At 66.1% G+C, this 19,017-nt stretch carries 22 protein-coding genes and 1 pseudogene; 11 read left to right on the top strand and 12 right to left on the bottom strand.

The features are described 5' to 3' along the window. Positions 1-29: 29 nt before the first annotated feature. Positions 30-776: an MIP/aquaporin family protein gene (locus AC2VOK_RS19525; protein ID WP_083123064.1), complete on the bottom strand. Its 747-nt coding sequence runs from the start codon at positions 774-776 to the stop codon at positions 30-32. A 181-nt stretch (positions 777-957) separates the two neighbouring features. Here AC2VOK_RS19525 and AC2VOK_RS19530 point away from each other — a divergent pair, with 181 nt between their 5' ends. Both AC2VOK_RS19530 and AC2VOK_RS19535 read left to right on the top strand, forming a co-directional pair. Continuing rightward, on the top strand, positions 958-1,665 hold the full coding sequence (locus AC2VOK_RS19530) for a response regulator transcription factor (RefSeq protein ID WP_083123065.1): 708 nt from the start codon (positions 958-960) through the stop codon (positions 1,663-1,665). Continuing rightward, on the top strand, positions 1,662-3,092 hold the full coding sequence (locus AC2VOK_RS19535; RefSeq protein ID WP_237159635.1) for a sensor histidine kinase: 1,431 nt from the start codon (positions 1,662-1,664) through the stop codon (positions 3,090-3,092). The genes AC2VOK_RS19530 and AC2VOK_RS19535 overlap by 4 nt, the downstream gene beginning before the upstream one ends. A 201-nt stretch (positions 3,093-3,293) precedes the next feature. On the opposite strand, the gene mobF is transcribed toward AC2VOK_RS19535, so the two are convergent. From mobF to AC2VOK_RS19550, 3 genes are all read right to left on the bottom strand, one after another. Beyond that, a complete protein-coding gene (gene mobF / locus AC2VOK_RS19540; RefSeq protein WP_083123066.1) occupies positions 3,294-6,206 on the bottom strand; it encodes a MobF family relaxase in 2,913 nt (970 codons plus the stop codon). A 397-nt stretch (positions 6,207-6,603) separates the two neighbouring features. Beyond that, positions 6,604-7,569, bottom strand: coding sequence for a rep protein (locus tag AC2VOK_RS19545; protein WP_237159636.1), 966 nt, complete (start codon positions 7,567-7,569; stop codon positions 6,604-6,606). Positions 7,570-8,002: 433 nt separating this feature from the next. Then, positions 8,003-8,200: a ribbon-helix-helix protein, CopG family gene (locus AC2VOK_RS19550; protein WP_036405108.1), complete on the bottom strand. Its 198-nt coding sequence runs from the start codon at positions 8,198-8,200 to the stop codon at positions 8,003-8,005. Positions 8,201-8,289: 89 nt separating this feature from the next. On the opposite strand from AC2VOK_RS19550, the gene AC2VOK_RS19555 reads away from it, so the two are divergent. Beyond that, positions 8,290-8,685 (top strand): hypothetical protein, encoded by a 396-nt coding sequence (locus AC2VOK_RS19555; protein WP_342931158.1) that lies wholly within the window; start codon positions 8,290-8,292, stop codon positions 8,683-8,685. Here AC2VOK_RS19555 and AC2VOK_RS19560 read toward each other — a convergent pair. After that, positions 8,682-8,972, bottom strand: a complete 291-nt coding sequence (locus AC2VOK_RS19560) for a hypothetical protein (protein WP_083123067.1) — start codon at positions 8,970-8,972, stop codon at positions 8,682-8,684. The genes AC2VOK_RS19555 and AC2VOK_RS19560 overlap by 4 nt on opposite strands. An 82-nt stretch (positions 8,973-9,054) precedes the next feature. On the opposite strand from AC2VOK_RS19560, the gene AC2VOK_RS19565 reads away from it, so the two are divergent. Further along, positions 9,055-9,282, top strand: coding sequence for a hypothetical protein (locus tag AC2VOK_RS19565; RefSeq protein ID WP_083123068.1), 228 nt, complete (start codon positions 9,055-9,057; stop codon positions 9,280-9,282). Positions 9,283-9,505: 223 nt separating this feature from the next. Here the strand turns inward: AC2VOK_RS19565 and AC2VOK_RS19570 are convergent, their stop codons facing one another. After that, positions 9,506-9,937, bottom strand: coding sequence for a hypothetical protein (locus AC2VOK_RS19570; RefSeq protein ID WP_083123069.1), 432 nt, complete (start codon positions 9,935-9,937; stop codon positions 9,506-9,508). After that, positions 9,930-10,652: a ParA family protein gene (locus tag AC2VOK_RS19575; protein WP_083123070.1), complete on the bottom strand. Its 723-nt coding sequence runs from the start codon at positions 10,650-10,652 to the stop codon at positions 9,930-9,932. Before AC2VOK_RS19575 ends, AC2VOK_RS19570 begins: the two co-directional genes overlap by 8 nt. 411 nt (positions 10,653-11,063) lie before the next feature. Between AC2VOK_RS19575 and AC2VOK_RS19580 the strand changes: the two genes are divergently transcribed. After that, entirely contained in the window at positions 11,064-11,219 is a 156-nt protein-coding gene (locus AC2VOK_RS19580; protein ID WP_165760958.1) for a hypothetical protein, read from the top strand. 18 nt (positions 11,220-11,237) lie between these two features. On the opposite strand, the gene AC2VOK_RS19585 is transcribed toward AC2VOK_RS19580, so the two are convergent. Then, the gene (locus AC2VOK_RS19585; RefSeq protein WP_083123071.1) at positions 11,238-11,888 is read right to left on the bottom strand and encodes a CAAX protease; all 651 of its coding nucleotides are present in this window, start codon (positions 11,886-11,888) and stop codon (positions 11,238-11,240) included. A 368-nt stretch (positions 11,889-12,256) separates the two neighbouring features. Here AC2VOK_RS19585 and AC2VOK_RS19590 point away from each other — a divergent pair, with 368 nt between their 5' ends. The 4 genes from AC2VOK_RS19590 (at position 12,257) to AC2VOK_RS19605 (ending at position 14,127) form a co-directional block, all read left to right on the top strand. Further along, positions 12,257-13,078 (top strand): RNA polymerase sigma factor, encoded by an 822-nt coding sequence (locus tag AC2VOK_RS19590; protein WP_083123072.1) that lies wholly within the window; start codon positions 12,257-12,259, stop codon positions 13,076-13,078. Continuing rightward, positions 13,075-13,509: a hypothetical protein gene (locus tag AC2VOK_RS19595; RefSeq protein WP_110918828.1), complete on the top strand. Its 435-nt coding sequence runs from the start codon at positions 13,075-13,077 to the stop codon at positions 13,507-13,509. Before AC2VOK_RS19590 ends, AC2VOK_RS19595 begins: the two co-directional genes overlap by 4 nt. Positions 13,510-13,597: 88 nt before the next feature. Next, positions 13,598-13,831 (top strand): hypothetical protein, encoded by a 234-nt coding sequence (locus AC2VOK_RS19600; RefSeq protein WP_083123073.1) that lies wholly within the window; start codon positions 13,598-13,600, stop codon positions 13,829-13,831. Positions 13,832-13,851: 20 nt separating this feature from the next. Next, entirely contained in the window at positions 13,852-14,127 is a 276-nt protein-coding gene (locus AC2VOK_RS19605) for a hypothetical protein (protein ID WP_237159637.1), read from the top strand. A gap of 19 nt (positions 14,128-14,146) precedes the next feature. Here the strand turns inward: AC2VOK_RS19605 and AC2VOK_RS19610 are convergent, their stop codons facing one another. Beyond that, on the bottom strand, positions 14,147-14,290 hold the full coding sequence (locus AC2VOK_RS19610) for a hypothetical protein (RefSeq protein ID WP_165760960.1): 144 nt from the start codon (positions 14,288-14,290) through the stop codon (positions 14,147-14,149). Positions 14,291-14,297: 7 nt separating this feature from the next. After that, entirely contained in the window at positions 14,298-14,576 is a 279-nt protein-coding gene (locus tag AC2VOK_RS19615; RefSeq protein WP_272818755.1) for a hypothetical protein, read from the bottom strand. A gap of 93 nt (positions 14,577-14,669) precedes the next feature. Between AC2VOK_RS19615 and AC2VOK_RS19620 the strand changes: the two genes are divergently transcribed. Both AC2VOK_RS19620 and AC2VOK_RS19625 read left to right on the top strand, forming a co-directional pair. Beyond that, the gene (locus AC2VOK_RS19620; RefSeq protein ID WP_237159638.1) at positions 14,670-14,891 is read left to right on the top strand and encodes a hypothetical protein; all 222 of its coding nucleotides are present in this window, start codon (positions 14,670-14,672) and stop codon (positions 14,889-14,891) included. A 450-nt stretch (positions 14,892-15,341) separates the two neighbouring features. Next, the gene (locus AC2VOK_RS19625) at positions 15,342-15,515 is read left to right on the top strand and encodes a hypothetical protein (protein ID WP_165760961.1); all 174 of its coding nucleotides are present in this window, start codon (positions 15,342-15,344) and stop codon (positions 15,513-15,515) included. Positions 15,516-15,799: 284 nt separating this feature from the next. On the opposite strand, the pseudogene AC2VOK_RS19630 reads toward AC2VOK_RS19625, so the two are convergent. After that, positions 15,800-17,112: pseudogene (locus AC2VOK_RS19630) on the bottom strand (IS256 family transposase). A 138-nt stretch (positions 17,113-17,250) separates the two neighbouring features. After that, the gene (locus AC2VOK_RS19635) at positions 17,251-18,489 is read right to left on the bottom strand and encodes an IS110 family RNA-guided transposase (protein WP_007172236.1); all 1,239 of its coding nucleotides are present in this window, start codon (positions 18,487-18,489) and stop codon (positions 17,251-17,253) included. Between the last annotated feature and the right edge of the window lie 528 nt (positions 18,490-19,017).

Raw genomic sequence — 19,017 nt, forward strand, 5'->3', positions numbered from 1 at the left:
GTACTGGTGACGACTTGTTGTTTCGAGAATCACTGGACTGGGGTCGAGGGGGGATTCAAAGGCGACTCGATCGTGGGCGCCGGTTGCGCGTAGCGACCGGCGGACTCTCGGACTATCTCGGTGGCCGGTGGCGGGACAGGGCCGTGGTCGTCGGCGTTGACGAGGCGGAAGACCAACGCAGCAACAGCGGCGCCAACCAGCTCGGCCACCAGGTAAAGCCATAGGTTTGACCACGAGAAAATCCCGATGACGCTGCCGCCGATCGCGACGGCCGGGTTGAACACCCCCCCGCTGACTCCGCCCACGGCTATCGCGCCGGCAGCGACGGTGAAGCCGATCGCGAGCCCGTAAAACGAGTTCACCGGATGGTCCTTGCTGGTGGCGACGTTGAGCACGACATAGGCCAGCGCGAAGGTGAACAGAAACTCCGCCAGCAAGGCTGCACTCATGGTTCGGCCGGTGAAGCTCAGCGCCGCCGGGGTCGACGAGGTCGGACTGATGACCAGGTTGGCCGCGGCTGCGGCCAACCCGCCGCCGAGAATCTGGGCCAGCCAGTAAGCAGGTAAGTCCATCAGCGGCAGCCTGCCGCGCAGATACACCGCCAGGCTGACGGCCGGGTTGTAGTGTCCGCCCGAGACATGGCCGCCGGCGTAGACCATGACCATCAACACCGACCCGATGGCCAGCGGGGCCAGCGCTGACGTGGTGAGGACAACACATGCGACGGTGAACACCAACCCGAACGTGCCGATGAACTCCGTCGCGTACTTGCGCATCTTCGCTCCAACCAATCGTGGGTGCGGCGCCGAGGTGGTGAGCCGCCCGCGAAACCCACGCCGGGCGGCCAATTTGGCATCGCTCGCGACATCGGTTCCTGACCCAGACAGTGCCAACCAGTTCTGCGAAACTTCTGGGAGACCACAGTTCACCGCCCTCTACCGTGCGAGGATTCGCGCTATGGCATCTGCCCGCACCGGCGCTGCCTGCTCCACGCCGGCCGCTGACGGCCACCTCCTAGTGATCGAGGACGACCGCCAGCTCGCGGCGCTGCTCGAACGCTTGTTCCTCGGCCAGGGGTACACCGTGGACCTGGCCCACGACGGCCAGGCCGGCTTGCACCGAGGACTCAGCCGCTCGTACACCGCGATGGTGATCGACCGCGGATTACCCGTGCTCGATGGGGTCGAACTCCTGTCACGCCTGCGGTCTCGCGGCGTGGTCACCCCGGCGCTGGTCCTCACTGCTCACGGCACCCTGTCCGACCGTGTCGAGGGCCTGGATGCCGGCGCCGATGACTACCTGGTCAAGCCGTTCGAGATACCCGAGCTGCTGGCGCGGCTGCGCGCGCTGCTGCGCCGCCACAGCGAACATGCCACGTCGCTGCCGGTCTGCGGGCGACGGTTCTACCCGCAGCAACGTCACGTCGTCGATGACGACGATAGCGGGGACCCCGTCGAGCTGACCGCCCGCGAATGCGCACTCCTGCAGGTCCTGGCCATCAGACCGGGACGCACTTTCACCCGCGAGGAACTCCTGGCACGGGTCTTCGACGGCGCGGAGCGTCCCGGCGCGGTGGACACCTACGTCAGTTACCTGCGCCGCAAGCTCGGTAAGGACGTCATCGTGACCATCCACGGCCTCGGCTACCGCCTCGGTTCCGCGTGACGCGCCGCCGCGAAACTCAAACCCCCGCCGAGCTGGCCGATGCCGCGGTGCTGCGAAGGGCAGGACGCAGCGCCGCACTACGGTCGGCTGTGCTGCTGGCCGCGGCGCTGGTCGTCATCGGTCTGCTGGTCTACCTGGTCGACAGCCACCGCCAGCGGCAAGCCACCGATCGGGAACTCGCTGACATCAGCCGCATCGTTGACGATGTGACCGATCCACCGCCGGGTATGGCCTTGGCGTTACGCAGCCCTAATGGAACGGTCAGCCTCAGTGCGAACGCCCCACCAGGTGCCACCTCGTTTCTTGATCTGCCCACCGGGTACAAGGACGTGTCGGACAACGGCGTCGACTACCGACTGTTGGTGCAGGACAACAAAACTGGACGAGTCGCGGCGCTAGTCGACCAGCGACCCCGGAAAGCGGATGAACAACGCCTGCTCGCCTCATTGGCCGGGGCCGAGATCCTCGGGATGCTCGGCGTCGCAGCTGCGCTGGGGATAATGTCGCGCCGCGCCGTCCGGCCCCTCGCCGACGCCCTTGCGCTACAGCGCCGATTCGTCGCCGACGCCTCCCACGAACTGAGAGCACCGCTGACCGTGTTACACACCCGCGCTCAGATGCTCGCGCTGGAAGCCACCCACGAACCGATCAGCGAGCCGATGCAGCGCGAGATCGCCGGCCTGGTCGCAGACACCCGCGCGCTGGGAGAAGTGGTGAACGACCTGCTGGTCTCCGCTGAACGCGCCGCACACCCCGAGAGATGGCAACATCTCGATCTCGTCGCCCTCGCCAAGCAGGTGCGAGACAGCTACCGCGCGCACGCCGCCGCCGCAGGCGTCGGCCTCGAGGTCGTCAGCGACAGCCGGACCGTGCCGCTGACAGGATCAGGCCCGGCACTGCGGCGAGCAGTCTCAGCCCTCGTCGACAATGCGATCGCACACGAGCGACCCGGTGGCCGGGTGGAATTACGAATTGATCACGATGACAGCGCTATTCGCCTGGCAGTCGCCGACAGCGGAATCGGCCTCAACCCTGACCAGACCCAGCAGTTATTCACCAGGTTCGCCCACGGTCCCACCCGACCCGACGGTCAGCGCCGCTACGGGATCGGGCTGGCCCTAGTACAGGAAATCGTCGCCGCACACGCCGGACGCCTCGTCGTCGAAGGCGCTAGCGGCCGCGGCGCCACATTCACCATCCTCCTGCCCCCCACACCGCAACCGAACCCCACCCACACACTCATCGGCAAAACTAGACAGACACTCCGCCGCCCATTCCGACAAGGCCCCGACCACCGCGGTAGCGCGCGGACCGACGCGTGCTGCCGGAATGCGCGCCGCCGTTGGCGGATAGGTCGGCGCGACAGCGTAAAAGCTGAACAGGAACGCGGCGAGCGTGGCGAGTCTGATGCCAACAGCGATCATTGATCGTGTCCTTCTCGACGGCGGCCTCGACCACCTGCCGCGCAATCGGTTAACGCGTCGCGATCCAAGCGCAGCCCGCGCATCCGCGCGCTACATCGCCGCCAGCTCGACCCACTCCGAGCGGTGTGACCGTGGTGTCCTCAGTCGTGGGGATGCGCCTCAGCGACCGCGTCGATCCGGCCGGTGTCAAGTACGGCCGCCGGGTCAGAGGCTGAGGTCATAGCCCTGGTCCCTTTCCTGGCTCCGGGATTGGCTCTGGTCGAGCCCCAGTACGCGGTCGAGGGCTCGATCCCGTTGTCTACGTTGAGATCTCCGATGGCTGATGAGTCGGGCGGTGACGGTGCGGTGATGTTCGGCGACGAGGGAGGCGACCCGGTCGGGTAGCTCATAGTCGGGGGTCTCGGCCGCGGTGTGGTGGGCCGTGCGGGCGGGGGTGTCGTGGCCGATGATCTGGCGCAGCACCCGGCCGGCTTGGGTGGGGCTGCCGCGGTGGGCCAGGTGTACCCCGTCGGTCCCGGATAGGTCGCGGTGTTGGTGGTCGCCTTCGCCGACCGCGCGGTGGTAGAGGTAGGCGTGATTTGATGCGCGGCCGCGGGTCAGGGCGACGTAGGCCAGGTTGCGGCTGGCGGTGTCAGCCAGCACGGCATGGGTGGTCTCGGCGGTGACGCCTTGGGCGGTGTGCACGGTGACCGCGTGCCCGAGCTGGACATGCTCACGCAGGTAGTCACCACTGAACACGGCCCATGCTTGGTCGCCGTGCCGGCGGGCGGCGATCCGCGGATGCTCAGGGTTGGTGTCGACGGCGACGACGTGCCAGCGTTGCCCGTTGCGGACCGGCGCATCGGCCAGCGGGCCGCTACGGTCGGCGGCGGTGACGGGGAGGGTGGGGTCGTTGCTGCGGGTGACGATGACGTCGCCGGCGCTGATGTGATGGTTGCGCGCCCCGGTCACCGTCGCCACCTCGAGCCCTTCGCGGGCGCGGTCAGCGACGGTGTGGTCGTGGACCCGGCAATTCAGGGCGTCGGTGATCTCGACGGTGTCGGCCAGCAGCAGGCTGTCTTTCCCGGCCGCCAGATCGCGGTGGTGGGCGGTCAGCGCGTCGGCGGCCATGGTGACCCGATCCCCGCACGCGAGGCGGTGGTGCTCTTGGTACCAGTCGATCGCGCGGCGCACCGGGGCGGGCCCACCATCACGCAACGCCAGGGACGCGGCCCGCTCGGCAGGGTCGTGCTGGCGCCACACCTCGCTCAGGCGTTGGGTCCAGGGCAGCTCGTCACAGAGTTGGGCGAACATCCCGCCGCGCGCTTTGACCGGCGCCAGCTGGTGGGCGTCACCGACCAGCACGGTTTTCGTCCCGGCCGCCGTCGTCGCGGACAGCAGTTGGCGCCAGTGACCGGTGCCGACCATGCCGGCTTCATCGACGACGACGACGTCGAACGGCCCCAACTCCAGCTGGCCCTCGGCCAATCGTTTCAGGGCGGCGTGCATGGTGTAGCCCTCTGACGCGGCGCCTTCGGCGAGGGCGACATCGACGGCTTTGCCGGTGGGGGCGATCACGATCACCCGCGCTTTCTGGCGGCGTTCGACGATGGTGCGCAACGCCCACATCGAGGTGGTCTTCCCGGCACCGGCCGGCGCGCTCAACGGGACCACCAACTGCGGGGTGGACGCGATCGAGCTGACCACCTGGTGCTGCTGTTCGGACAGCCCCAACACCGCGGCGGTGTGCTCGGGACGCACCCACGACATCGCCCGCACATTGGTGGCGTCGACGAGGTCGAACACGCGTCGTTCCTCGGCCAAAATGAGGTCTACGGTGTACCGCTGCGAGCCCTCCCGCTGATGCGGTAAGAGTGGCCCGGACAGCCGCATCCCGACCGCGTCGACGCACGCTTCGATGAGCTGGCGCGGCGTTGCCGCGCCACGGTCGCCGGCACTGTGGGAGCCTGCGACGGGGGCGTCGATGAGGGGGAGTTGGGCGCCGATAACTTCGATCAGATCCGCGCGCGTCAACGCGGCCTTATCGCCCCGGGCGGCCATGGCCGCCACCGCGCGCCGATTCACCGCCACCCCGGTGCGGGTGACCCGCGCCGCAGCCTGGCGGGCGGTGTGTTCACGCTCGGTGCGGGCCTGGCGTTGCGCGGTCTGCGACACGTGAAAACCACGCTCGTCGGCGTGCCATTGCGCGCGCAATTCCTGCCAAGACAGGGACTCGGGTTTGCGCGGTCGGGTGGCCTTCTGCGCGGCCGCCAACTGCGCCGCCGACACCTCCTCGACAACGGTCAGATTTGACGCCGCCCACTGCCGCAACTGAGTCGACCGCTGCGACCACGCAATGATGGTTGTGGGGTCGATTCCGGCGAGCTCGGCCATCCCCGTGGAGGGGTCGACGGGGCCCCATTCGATACCGGTCAGGCGGTGCAGTTCGTGGCGCAGGGTGGCCTGGTAGATGATCCCCGCCGCACGCGCTTCATGAAACAACGACGTGCCGTCGATGGACACCAGCCGGCCATCGGCGCGGGCCTGCCGGTTGGGCACCAACACGTGGGTGTGCAGGTGCGGATCCCCCGCCCGCGAGGTCTCGTGTTGGTAGGCCGCGGCTACCAAACCGGGCAGCTTCTGCAGATCTTTCTCTCCCGTGACCGGGTTGTGCACGCGGGTGTAGCCGGCATGGGCCGCCAAGTACTCGAGCGCTTCGGCGATCGCCGTCTGATGCGCCGCCGACACCGCCTTGTCGATCACGTCGTCGCCGAACGCCCGCACCAACGACACCGACTTGGGCGCGCAGAACGTCAAATCGAACCCGTGCACACCGCTCCTGCCGTGCGCACGTCCACACTCCCCTGACGGCGCAACCCCGGCGTCCAGCCAGCGCGCCACCACGTCGGGATCAGCATCCCCACCCGCACGCTCACCGTCGGTCAAACCGACCAGTTCCGCGACCACGCGAACGTCCCCCGCGCACGTCCATACCGGGGTGCGGGTGTCGCGTTCGGCGTAGTACTCCGCCAACCCCCCGTTGGCCTTCTGCCGGTCGGCCACAGCGTCGCCGACCGCCCGCGCGGTGTCGTTGTAATAGTTCACCGACCACAACGACAACTTCGCCACCGTCAACACCGCACCACCCCCTTCACCGGCGCCAAGGGAACTCCAAAAACGACGACAACACCAAGCATCGCACACAATTGTGCAAATGTGCCATATCGTTAGAGCGGTAGAGCAGTACTGAAGTCGGGGGTGGGTTGTGAGAGGGGCAGCGGGGATGCGGGGATGCGGGGATGCGGGGAACGGGCGAACATGGGAACAGCGAGAGGGGTGGGAGAGAAGCGGGAGGCAGTGCGGAAGACGTGAGTGAAAAGCGACGAAAAGGCCGCTGGTGGGGGTGCTGAGAGTGGCGTCTGGCCGCACCGTCAGCGCGCCGGTTCGCAACCACTAGGCGCCTCGTCGACCGAACGTTCAACGGTGCGCTCCATCGCGTCGCCGCGGACCGCACGGTGGTCTGCTGCGAGTCGGTTCATCGCGCCGCCGTGCCATGTCTGGACCGACAGCCCGATGTCGCGCCGCGCCGTTGGGCGCGTTCGGTGAGCACTCGGCGGATCTCTTCTTGGGCGGCGGTGATCCGGGCCCGCGCTGCATCGGTGAGCACCACTGGGTGCGGCGTCTGGTCGATGCTGGCGGCGGCGCAGCCGCCGGCCTTTGTCGGCGCCGTCTCGGGGGGTGTCCAGGACAGCCGTCGCAACCGGCTGGCCAGGAACGCACCGGGGTTGGCGATGTGGTCGGGCCAGGTCGTTCCTCGGGTGCGCATGTCGGCGTTGAGGGCGTCGTTGACCGCCCGCGCGGACCACACTGCGGGGTCGATGCCGGCGCCGGTGAGTGCATCGCAGATGGCACCGATGTGGGCGCGGTCGAGACCGTGGGTGAGCGCGACCAGTCCCGCGGCGAGTTTCTGGGTGGCCAGCGGTCGCGCGGTAGCGCGCCGCGGCCGGGCTTGTCGCGTGTTGTCGCAGCATCGGTTGGCGGGCGCGCTTGCGCGCCCGCTTGGTGAGTAACTCCCTACGGGAGAAGAACAACTGACACCGCCTGACGGCGGTAGGTGGAAATCATGCACGAGCGGTGGGGTCGCTGGACGGGCTTCGCGACGCGGGACCAGGTGGTACACCGAGGGTCGGCGGCCGACGCTGGGTGTGGTTGTCGAACCGTGGCCGCGTTGGGCTTCCACGGCCCATCTGGAGGCCCGCAGCACGCGCCAGGCGGCGGTGACGGTGCGTACGTCGCAGCCCACCTTGTCGGCGATTGTCGCGCGGGTGACGGCGACGTGGCGGCCGGTGCCGTGATCGGCGTGCTCGGCCATCACCGTGGCGATCGACAACAGCGTGGCCGTGGTGATCGACACCCGCGCCTCAGCGCACAGCTGTCCGAACGCCGGGGAGTGCACCCACCGAGACAGCCCGTCGAGCCACCCGGCGCGACTGGTCCACATCGGCGCGGACGGTGCGCAGGAGCCCGCGCGCGTCACCCAGTCACGACGACGCTCATTGGCGTGCGCACGAGCCACATGGGGGCTGCTGGAACCGGCGCTGCTGAGTGCAGCGCCGAGTGGTGCCGGCCGCGCGCTGCTGGCGCGCTGGGAACCGGTGTGGAGGTCACGATTCGCGCACTCTTTTCGCGGCGTATCTAGAACCGCAGTAGAACGTGCGCTACCGTGAGACGTGACCGGCAAAGTCATCGTCCCTTCGGGGATATCGGGTGCGGACCCGGAACCGAGCGCCAACTCGGTTCGAAACCCCCGACAGGGCCTCGCTAACGCGGGGCCTTAGTCATGTCAGCGGGAGAATCCGCACACCAGCTATTCAGATGTCACGTAGGCCAAGACGCCCTGCCCTCCAAGCAAAGTTTGGGGTCCTGGCGGGTGATCACATCGCCAGCGGCAGAACCTCCTTGTCGAGTTCGCGAACAGCCTCGGGACGCCCGACCGCGATAGCGAGCAGGTCGGCCGAAAGCTGGCTGACGCTTGTGCCGCGTTCGGCGGCCATTTCGCGAAGCCGGGCGTAGACGGATGCGTCAGCGCGAACCTTGATCTGCTCGCGCGGACCTTTGTGCGGTTGGGCCATGCACCTGATCTTCACGCAGAAAGACCCATGTACCTGGTACCGACACGCGCACATCCCGCCTCTCCTTTCACACGGCTACCGTTCGGCTTGTGATCGATGCAGCCGAGCTGGAGGCGGCCATCACGGCGGTGTACACGGCCCAGCTCCCGATCCCGACGTGGTGGCCGGCTGAGGCGCGGTCGGCGTTCATCGAGGAATACGCCAGCGAGGCGGCCTGCATGGTGCTCTCGGAGATGGACTCGATCGGCGACCGGATGAGCGACTGGGCGGCCCGATCACACGTCAGCGACGCGGATGAGTCCACGATGATCGCCTCGGCGCAACAGGTTCTGCTCAACGAGGCCTGCAGCGAAGTGCAGTACGACCTGACCGAGATGATCGCCAACAGGAGCGCCCAATTGACGGCCGAAGCTGTCTTCAACCACGGTCCGCCTCGCGCGCAGCAACACGTGGTGTGGCCGATGGCTCATCAGGGCCGACTTTAGGCCGCCGCGCCGACGACGCGCGCGGCGTTCGAACCGGTGCAGCATGGGCCGCCGAGCATGTCCAGGATCGGGGCGCCGGTCGATGCGGGTCCGTGGATCACCGACCGCAACACCCGTTCGAAGGCGAGATCCACTGCCGGGGCGTCCTCCAGGAGCAGATCGAGGAGCTTCTCTGCGGCGGGGGTGTTGAACGGATTGGCTGTCAGCTGCGCACACAGCGCACGGACCTGGGACGCGAAGTCCCGAACCGCACTCACGTCGTCTTGGACCGTGCCGGGAGTTTCCATGCCCTCACTGTAAGAGCGTGCGTGCATACATGCAAGCAACTTGCGTGCAAACTACTCCTAGTCCTGCATGTAGGATGCGTGCATGCCCAATTCGGCTGGGGATGCTCTCGACGGCGGTATGCCCGGCGCTGCCGGTAACGCGCTGCCCTTGCGTAAGCGGCACCAGAAGGTGCCGTTGAACACCTATGTGCGGCCAGGCACGCAGCAGCGCGTGGAGGTGTTGAAGGACCGCGGGTATGCGGTCACCGACATCGTGGATGCGGCGCTCAACGAGTTTCTGGACCGGGCCGGCGTGCCTCAGTCCGAATAGCCCTTCGCTCCCCCTCATGACCAGCTTTTCCGCTACTTCCTCGTAGTGGCCCGTGTGCGCGGTGGGTGGTGGCTGTCCAGGCTCGACCGTAGGTCGACCGCGCAGCGGCGGTTACCGGCCTTGACGGCCACCACCCATCGTTTCGCCACAATCGAGGCCGAGGAAGACGTACGTGCGCAATTGAACGCTTTAGCGTTATAGCGCTATAACGCTAAAGCGTTGTTTAGGCGCGTTTGCGGCCGGGGCCGCTATGGGTGGCGGCGCTGCGTTGCAGCTCAGCGACGATTTCTGCTGGGGTGAGCTGTTCGGCGAGCCGGGTAAGCGCCAGTCGGACGACGGCGCTGCGAGTGGCGTCGACGCGTGGCTTGGTCGCGCGGGCCGCTGCGCGCACAGCCTCGAGGGAGGCGTCCGTGGTGTCATCGAGGTAGATCGACACTTTCGTGAGGTCGGTGCCGGAGGCCGGCGGGGTCGTCGTCGAGGCAACAGGGGCCGCCGGCGGCTGCGCCTTGGGCGGTTCGGATACGGCTGCTGGCGATGGTGCGGCGGGCATGTCGACCGGCGTGCGACGCGGTTGGTGTCGCGGCGGCGGGATTGTGCGGCGCGATGTGGTCGACTTCGAGCGCATGGCGGTGAGCGAGTCCAGGCCGTCAGCCATTGACGTACTCCTTCACGAAGGTGCTGAGACCGGTGAGCGCGGCCGCGACTTTCTGTAGCGACTTCGCAGGTGGCGCTTCGGCGGTGATGGCGATGCGCTTCTTGCGTGTTCCTACGTGCAGCGCGGTCGGTATCGGTGGAGCGACCTGTACGGGTGTGTTGGCGATGATGCTGCGCAGTCGCTGAATTTCGGCGGCCGGTGGTGTTGTGGGGACGAAGTTGGGGACGATGACGAGCGGGTAGTCGGCCGCCTCATTGACCAGCTCGGCGGTGGCGTCGAGTTCAGCGGTGCGTAGCGCAGTCGGGGCCAGCACGATGTTGGCCACGGCCAGGGCACCGTGGGCAGCTGGGCTGGCGCCGGGATGGGTGTCGACCACGATCCACGGTTTGCCCCATTCGGATGCCCATTTGGTGAGGGCATCAGCCATGGTGTTGGCGTCGGGCTGGTGGTCATAGAGATCGGGATGACCTGGAATGAGGTCGGGCTTCTTGAATCCGCGTAGCGGCCGCGGCGCGGTGGCGCCCGCTTCCAGTGCATCCAGAAGCCGTGATCGTGGGTGATCTTGGGGGCGATACCCCCACTTGGCCGTCACGCCTCCCCCGTCGTGCTCTAGATCGACGAGAACCGCATCCAGCAGATGGGCCAGCTCGTAGGCCAGGAAAGACTTGCCCACACCACCCTTACGGGAGTGGCACACAGCAATGTTGACTGTCACATCAGCATTATAGCGCTGTAACTCTGTAACGCTTAAGTGCTACAACGTTTTACCGTTTAAGTTCTATAACGTTAGAACGACAGAAGGTTATAACGCTTTCCGGGCTCACGCCGTGGACCCACTCACGGCTTCCGACACGTACGCGCGGCCTTGGTTTCGTCCGCTGGGCGTTGTCCTGTTCTGAGTCAACTTCCACTGCGACAGATCGCCCATCTTTGCTGCTCAGAGTGCTATCGGCCGAAGTCCTGCACGGTGGTTTACTAGCTTCCCGCTTATGCAACGAGTAGGGCAGCTTCCCTGCACACCCTGTATTTCTGCCTGCGGCGACCTCGAAAGTATGGACCGCGCTGACCGCGCGGCGCCGGAGCCGCTCCGCCGTTCCGGTCGTATACGCCCAATGGAGCACCGCCCATGAGTACCAACGCCGCCGTCGTCAGCATCGTTGCGATCGTCTGCTTCTGCCTTCTAGCAGCCTATGTCGTTCGCACCACCGGCTCGACCACCGGCATTACCGATATCGGCCGCGCAGTAGCCGACATAATCGATGCGCTTACCGGGCGACGGTGATCTCGCTCATGCACCACGTCAAGGACGTGACTGCAAGAGCGAGTCGACGGTGCTGGTCTGTCGGATGTAGTGCCGGAGGTCGGGAGAGATGTAACCGGCGTAGCGGCGCATTCGGCGAATCAGGTTGTTGACGTCGGCGACGCGGACGGGCTCGTGGTGAGCTACCCGGTTGCGCGCCTTACGCATGTCATCGAGGCCGGAGTGAATTTTGTGTCGCTGGGACCCGGCCGGGTAGAGAGCTTCCAGATGTGGGTTCCAGAGAAGCGTCGTGTGCCGCGAGCTGGTCAGCAGGACCCAGAACCCGAAGGTCAGCTCGGCAAGGATTTTTCCGGGAGGGGCGGACGGGCCGCCGGCCTTGGTGCGTGCGGAGGCCAGGTCGGCGTGGGTGCGGGCGTCGTTGCCCGGTACCGCCGGGAATAGCGCGGTGAATGAAGCTGGGTCGGTCCAGTGGGCTTCGCCTGGCTGGACGGCGTTCATGAGTGCCCGGTCGTAGAAGTTGCGAAGGCCAACTTCGAGGTGGGCAAAATCGTGCAGCAGTGCGGCGTTGAGCTGGGTGTTCCATTCGTGCAGGTCGAGAGCACGGGTGCGGTCCCCACCGGCCAGGAGCATGTACGTGTGGAATCGCTGGGGGCTCAACCATTGTTCAACCCAGGGGCCCGGTGCCGTCACCGTTGAGTTCTATCAGGGGTCCACGTACGATTGGGTGCATACAGACCGGTGTGACGTGTAGCGCGTGCCCGGTTAAAGCCAGGAAGAGCCCGGTATTCGGTCCTTGCGACCGACCCGGGCTCTTTGCTTTGAGCAGCGCTGTCTGCGGCTGAAAGGCCATCTTTCGGTCGCGGTCCAGGGCCCCAGAGCCCTCCGCTATGCCGAAACATGTCGGTTCGACCTGGGACAATGGTCGCAGCACGGCCCGCGACCACTTGCCTGGAAAAAACTTTCTCCAGATTTCAGGGGTAGGCCGTACGCGCGGACTTAAGAGGAAGCGACAACCGTAGGGATCGGTTGTCTCTTTCTCGCCTCCTGGAGATGTAGCCATGGATCGACCGGCACGCCGCCCCGGCCCGCCCGTTGATGCCGCGCGCTTACAACCGGACAACCAGGGCGACATCCAGGACGTCGACGAGGGCTTGGTCGGTGCCTGGCTCGACGACCCTGATCTGGCCGCCGAACTGGCCGCCGAGCTGGAACGACTGCGGCGTCTTCAAGCCGATGAGGAGCTGCTGCTGGCGCTGCAGTTGGAGCAATTCACCGGCCGGCTGTGGGAGCGGTTCTCCCGCGAACTGACCCGCTACGGCCTCGGCGTGCTGCGCGCCTGGATCCGCCACGGCACCATCTACGGCAAGGCCAAGACGCTGACCGGCTACGGTCTGGGCCGCATCGAGGGCTGGCCCGACGACCAGACCATCGACGACATCGCCACCGACACCGTGGTCGCCGCGCTGATCTACTTCCGCGACAAGGTGCTCAAGACCCACCGCTGGCAACCCTCGGGAGGTGCATCGCTGAGCACCTTCTTCATCGGCCAGTGCCTCTATCAGTTCGCCAACATCTACCGCAGCGCACTGCGGGCCGAGAAAGAGCGCATCCAGGAGGCCACCACGCCGATGGACGAACTCCCTGAAGACGAGTTCGACGTCATCAAGGGCATCGAGGAGACCATCGTCGCCAACGACACCGTGGCCGAAGCGATGGCCCTGCTGACCACCGACCGGGCGCGCCAAGCACTGTTCCTGCAGGAACACGGCTTCACCCAGCGCGAGATCGCCAACAAGCTGGGGCTGCGCGACGCCAAGAGCGTGGAAAACCTCCTCGGCCACCAACTCCGCCAACTCCGAAACCGAAAGAGGACGTCGTGACCACCATCAAGCACCTCACCGCACTGATCGACGCCAGCTCGTTGGGCACCCCCACCGCGCGGGCAGCCCGCAGGTCGGTGACCGCCGCCGAAGGCGACGCCCTGGCCCGCCGCGCCTCCGAGGGCGACCGAAACAATTCCGGGGAATTCAGGGATCGAGCCGACGAGCGCACTTATAGACCGGTATCCGGCTCAACACCGGGCCGGACAAACCGAAAGGACAAGACAATGGCCAAGGGCCATCACCGCAGCGCGACCACCGGTCGCTACGTCAAGGCGTCCACCGCGGCGCGCAACCCCAAGACCACGGTCACCGAACGGGGCGCCAACCGCAGCAGCGGAACCCATCACCGCAGTGCCATCACCGGCAAGTTCGTGAAGGGCTCCACGGCCGCACGTCACCCCAACACCACCGTCACCGAACGCGGTTGAGCATCAACCAGATTCGGCAGTGTCCCCTCGGCTCGACAGGCGGGTCGAGGGGACACCAGACCGACCCACTTCCGAAAGGCGAAATCCCATGATCCGTACCACCGTTGAAGCCCTCGGCGGCGCGCAAGCCGTCCCCAGTGAGCTGATCCCAGTCCGCGAACTGCATCAGCGCCTGATCAATCAGGTGACCACCAGTGGCGGCAACATCGTCCTGGCCGACACCGCCGGCAAGCCCGCCGCCGTTGTCATGTCCCTTCAGCGCTACGAGCAGCTGCTCAACGAGCTGAACACGCTGCGCCGCATAACCGCCGACAACGCCTGATGGCGGGGGAGGGGCATCACGTGCTGACCGCCGACGACGTGCGAGCTCTCGACCGACGCGCACGCAAGGTGGGAGACGTTATCGGCTGGGATCTGCAGTTCGTCGTCGCCCCCAACGCGGAGTACGTCGGTCTGGCGGCCGGCGGCGGCGCTGAACACACTGACGAGATCATCGTCCTCGGCCCCAGCCGGATCACCGATCTCGCCGTCCACGAGATAGACCTCGCACTCGACGCACTCCAGCGCGGCGAACGGCACATCATCCTCGACGAAGACGGCGACCCCCGGCTCATCTGAACAGGCGGGGCGTTCTTTTCTACGGCTCGCCAGTCCGACCCGCATAGCGGTCCCGGGCGGCTCGGCGTTCACCATTGGCGGTGTCGCTGTTGAACTCCGACGCCAGCTGGGCGTAGCCGACATCGAGGTCATCCGGGTCGGGCTCGACTTCCACGTGAATCACTTCGACCTCATTTTGGGGGAAGGCCGTAGCGGGCGCGGATCTCGTCTTCGCCGAACGTGCGGCCGGCGGCGATGTCGGCGTCTGCTTCTCGTAGCGTTTCGCGGAGACGCGCCACGTCAACGGATGGATCATCGATGGGCCAGTCATCGAGATCATCAACAGGCCAGTCGTCCTCGGCAGACGGCTCATCGCGGTCATCCGGGATACCGAGGTCGGGCCGTTGACGCACCGGCGCGGGGGAGCAGCGGCCCTGCACCACCCCGGTATCGCCGCTCTCTTCCGTCACCTTCGCAGGATAGGCCGCCTCGCCGAACACGGGGAGCTAGCCGCAGTTCGCCAACCGTGCACGATCATGATCCAGAGCAGTAAAGATGTTCGGATGGCTCAGAGCGACCGCATCTCCGCCGACATCCTGCTGTCGTTGCCCGTGGAGTTGAAAGAGCGGATGGTCAACACCATTACGTGGACACGGCCGTACACCGGCATCAGTCACCAGCAGAAGTTCATCCGCAAAGCCATCACCGACCTGTGCGACCGCTTTGAAGAGGAGTTCAACGCCGGTGAGGCGTTCGAGCCGGGAGCCGTCATCCCCGACGAATGACACATCGTCCCCGACGAAGCAGCGCAACACGCCCAGGTTGCCTGCTTCCATTCGGATGCATCTAGCTGCGAGTACAGTGAACGGGGTGCCGTTAGTGCGCCCAAAATCCGGTTGATGCCAGCACATTCCCCAGACTTTTCTGTCACCCCGCTTAGGCCTTGATGCCGGTAGACTTGCCGCACAATCGCAGTAGCACGACTGTGTCCACATCCGGTCGCTACCCTCGAAAACCTTCTCTCCCGCCCCGTTAGCGGGCTCACCGAACAACTGCACACACAGCCAGTTCCGTAGGTTATCCAGCCATCGAAATGTACTGCTGGACTGATCTTTTCATGGTTTCACCCATGAGAAGGCGCGTTATTTGCGCGTCGAAGCCGGGTCTTCCCGGCTTTTTTTGTGCCCGGCCCCGGTCGGGCACTTTCTGTTGGTACACCTCGCAAGGAGGTCAATATGGTCGTCTCGGGCGCGTGGAATCTGATCTGGATTCTGCCTGTGCTGGTGATGGTCTACCAAGCGGTGTTCTGCCGGCGCGATGAGCCGTCAGAACGCATCGTGGCCATCCTCGGTGGGCTCGCCGAGATCGTGGGCGCCGCCGCGGCTGCGCTTCGCGAGTGGCTTCGGTAGCCCCCTGAAATGAGCGTCCTTTCCGCCGGGAGAAAGCTGCCGATGCCGCCGTAGCCTCCTTGTGCGCGGACGTCCCCGTCAGCGGCTTCACGCGCATTACCACGCTGGCTTTCGCCTCGCAGTCGTCGAATCTCGATTTCGACGCGCGAGGCTTTTTCATGCCCAGACACGGCCAGGGGCCGCTCCTGCGCGGTCACATAGGCCGTCACATGGCGGACCAGCGACCAGTTGCGGGCGGCCTACTGCAGCACGAGGAATTGTCAATACCTGTGGATCGGCTTGTTTCAGGCGACCTCCGTTCCAGTTGATTCGGTCGGTGCCGAGTCCGCCGACGGGGTGATGTCGGTGGGTCGCTCGAGCAGTTTGCCTTTGTGGAAGATCGCGCCGGCCCGGACCAGAGCGACCAGGTGCGGTGCGTTGACGGCTCGCCAGCGGGCTTGCGCGGCGTCGATCAGCTTGTAAGCCATGGCCATTCCGGCGACGCGTGAACCCGGCCCCTTGGTCACCTTGGTCCTCAAACGTACCGTGGCAAACGTTGATTCGATCGGGTTGGTAGTGCGCAGATGGACCCAGTGCTCGGCCGGGTACTTATAGAACTCCAGCAGCACATCGGCGTCATCGACGATCTTGGCGACCGCCTTGGGGTACTTGGCGCCGTAGTCCACCTCGAACGCCTTGATCGCCACCTGCGCGTGGTCGATATCCTCGGCGTTGTAGATCTCCCGCATCGCCGCGATCGCCCCCGGATGAGCCGACTTTGGCAGGCAGGCAAGAACATTGGCCTGCTTGTGAAACCAGCACCGCTGCTCGCCGGTGGCCGGGAACACCTCACGCACGGCCTTCCAGAACCCCAGGGCCCCATCGCCGACGGCCAGCACCGGTGCGGTCATCCCGCGACGTCGGCACGACCGCAACAGATCAGCCCACGACTCGGCCGACTCCCGGTACCCGTCGGTGAGCGCGACCAGCTCCTTGCGGCCGTCAGCGCGCACACCGATCATCACCAGCAAACAGACTTCTCCTGCTCCAGGCGCACCTTGAGATGGATGCCGTCGACCCACAGGTAGACGTAGTCGGTGCCCGACAGATCACGGGCCTCGAAGGCCTTGGCCTCGTCCTGCCACTGCGTGGTGAGTCGGGTGATCGTCGTGGCCGACAAGCCGGCACCCGAGCCCAGGAACTGCTCCAACGCCGGACCGAAATCACTGGTCGACAAGCCATGCAGATACAGCAACGGCAACACCTCGGTCATCTGCGGCGACTTGCGCACCCACGCCGGCAGGATCGCCGAGGAAAACCGTTGCCGCTCACCAGTGTCCGGGTCAACACGTTTGTCATTGACCCGCGGCGCGGTCACACTCACCGCGCCCGCCGCGGTGAGCACCTCGCGCTCGCGGTGATAGCCATTGCGCACCACCAGCCGGTGCCCGTTCTCATCAAGCTCACCGGCATGAGCCTCGATGTAGGCGGCGACCTCAGCCCGCAACGCTGCGGCCAGCATCTGGCGGGCACCGTCGCGGACAATCTCATCGAGCAACGACCGCGACGAGCCAGCATCCTCGTTGGATGAATCCGCATCGTGAACTACCGTGAGCATGGGCGTACCTTCCCGAACCAGCGCGCCAACGCCGGCTCTTGATCAGACCTTCGACATTCAGATCATCCTCGGGAAGGTGCGCCCTTTCCTACGCCGCCTCGCCGAGGCTCATCCACAGACCTCCGATCTTGTTAACAGTCAAGCGGCGGCTCGTGTGGGGTGCGTCGGGGGTGGTCGGTATGCCTTGATTGGGTCGTAGGTTTGGCTGGTTTGCAGGCAGTGGTAGAGCTGGCCGAGCATGCGGTTGTAGAGGTGGCGCAGGGCTGCGGGGTGGCGGTCGCCGTGGTCGCGGCGTGTCAGGTAGTGAGCGCGGGTGGGTCCTTCGCAGCCGGCCGCGATGAACGCCCAGACGAATCCGACGGCGGCAAGTCGGTTGTTCTTCACGTGCCGGTGAGTGATGCGGATGCTGCGCCCAGAGGCTTTGGTGACGGGCGCCGACCCGGCGAACGCCTTCAATGCTCGGGCGTCGGCGAATCGTGTTCGGTCGTCGCCGATTTCGGCGAGCAGGCGGGCACCGGTAAGGTCGCCGACCCCCACAAATGAGGTGATGATCCTGTGGTCGGCGTGCTGGGCAAAGGTGGCGGCGGTGGCCTCGCCCAGCCGGTCGACGTTGGCGCACTCAGCGTCGAGGGTGGCCAGCAATGCGACTGCTTGGATACCGAAGGCGTCTTCGACCGGGGCGGGGTGTCGCAGCTGCGGCAGCCGCAGCTGCTGGTGGATTGTCGCCGCGAGCGTGGTCAGGCCGCGTTGGCGTCCGGCGCGGCGCAGGGCGGCGGTGATCTGCGGCTTTGACAGCCGCGCCGCCTTGGCCGGGGTGGCAGCGATGGCGAGCACCGCACGAGCTTCGGGTGCGGTGATTCCGCCGGGACGGTCGGCGAAGGCGTGCAGGAAACCCGGGAAATATTCCCGCAGCAGCGACCGCAGTTCGTTGCCGGCCCGGTTACGCCGCCAGGTGGCGTCCTGGTGGGCACGGGCCAGCACGGTGATCGATTGCGCCAGTTCGGTGTCGGCGGGTAACCGACGATGCTGGTCGATGTCGGTACGCAGGATGTTGGCCAGCGTGACCGCATCGCCGTGGTCAGACTTCTTGCCCGACATCGACGTCCGTTCCCGATAGCGGGCCACCGACATCGGGTTGATCGGGTAGATCGGTCGACCGCTGGCCCGCAACACGGCGACCAGCAACCCGCGCGGGGTCTCGATCGCGACCGGGATCGGATCCTCAGGGTCGTCGTCGGCATCGGCCAGCATGGCGGTCAGTTCGGCGAATCCGGCGACCGACTCGGGGATGCGCCGTCTGGCGACCAGCCGACCGTCGGCATCCACCAGCGCGACGTCATGATGATCCTGGGCCCAGTCGATCCCACACGTGACCATGGACAAATTTACCTCCTTGGTTGTCGAAATGTGTTGGGTGCGTGACCCTTTGTGAGAACGCGCGGCGCCCTAATAGCAAGGCTCTGATGGCCTGACCTCCGATTGAGCCGTTCGCGACCCCAGCAACCCGCACGACCCCCAGTCTTTGTCAGAGCTCAACGGCTCCCCGTCGATGAGGTGTCGATCGTGCAGGCGGGCTCGAACCACGTTCCCCACCCCAACCCCTTCCGAGGAGCAGCCGGTCACGACACGCCGACCTCGCCGTTCTCCCGGCAGGTCTAGCCGACCCCGGTATCGGTCAGGCGTTCCGTCGACACTCGCTGGCCGACCGCTCACTCGGAAGGTCGCAGAGCAGCCGGCGTTCCCGCCTGTGGAAGGGGGTCTAGCCCCGAGTTCTGATCAGGAATCGTCCAGTGCCCTACAAAGCTATTAGGTTCTGATCATTGCTCCTGCAGCACTCGACGGACCCATGTACCGATCGGGGCATTAAGGCAGCGACCGGACCCGGGCTCGCCCGACACCAGACGA

This window comes from Mycobacterium sp. TH-M116 (assembly GCF_057473685.1).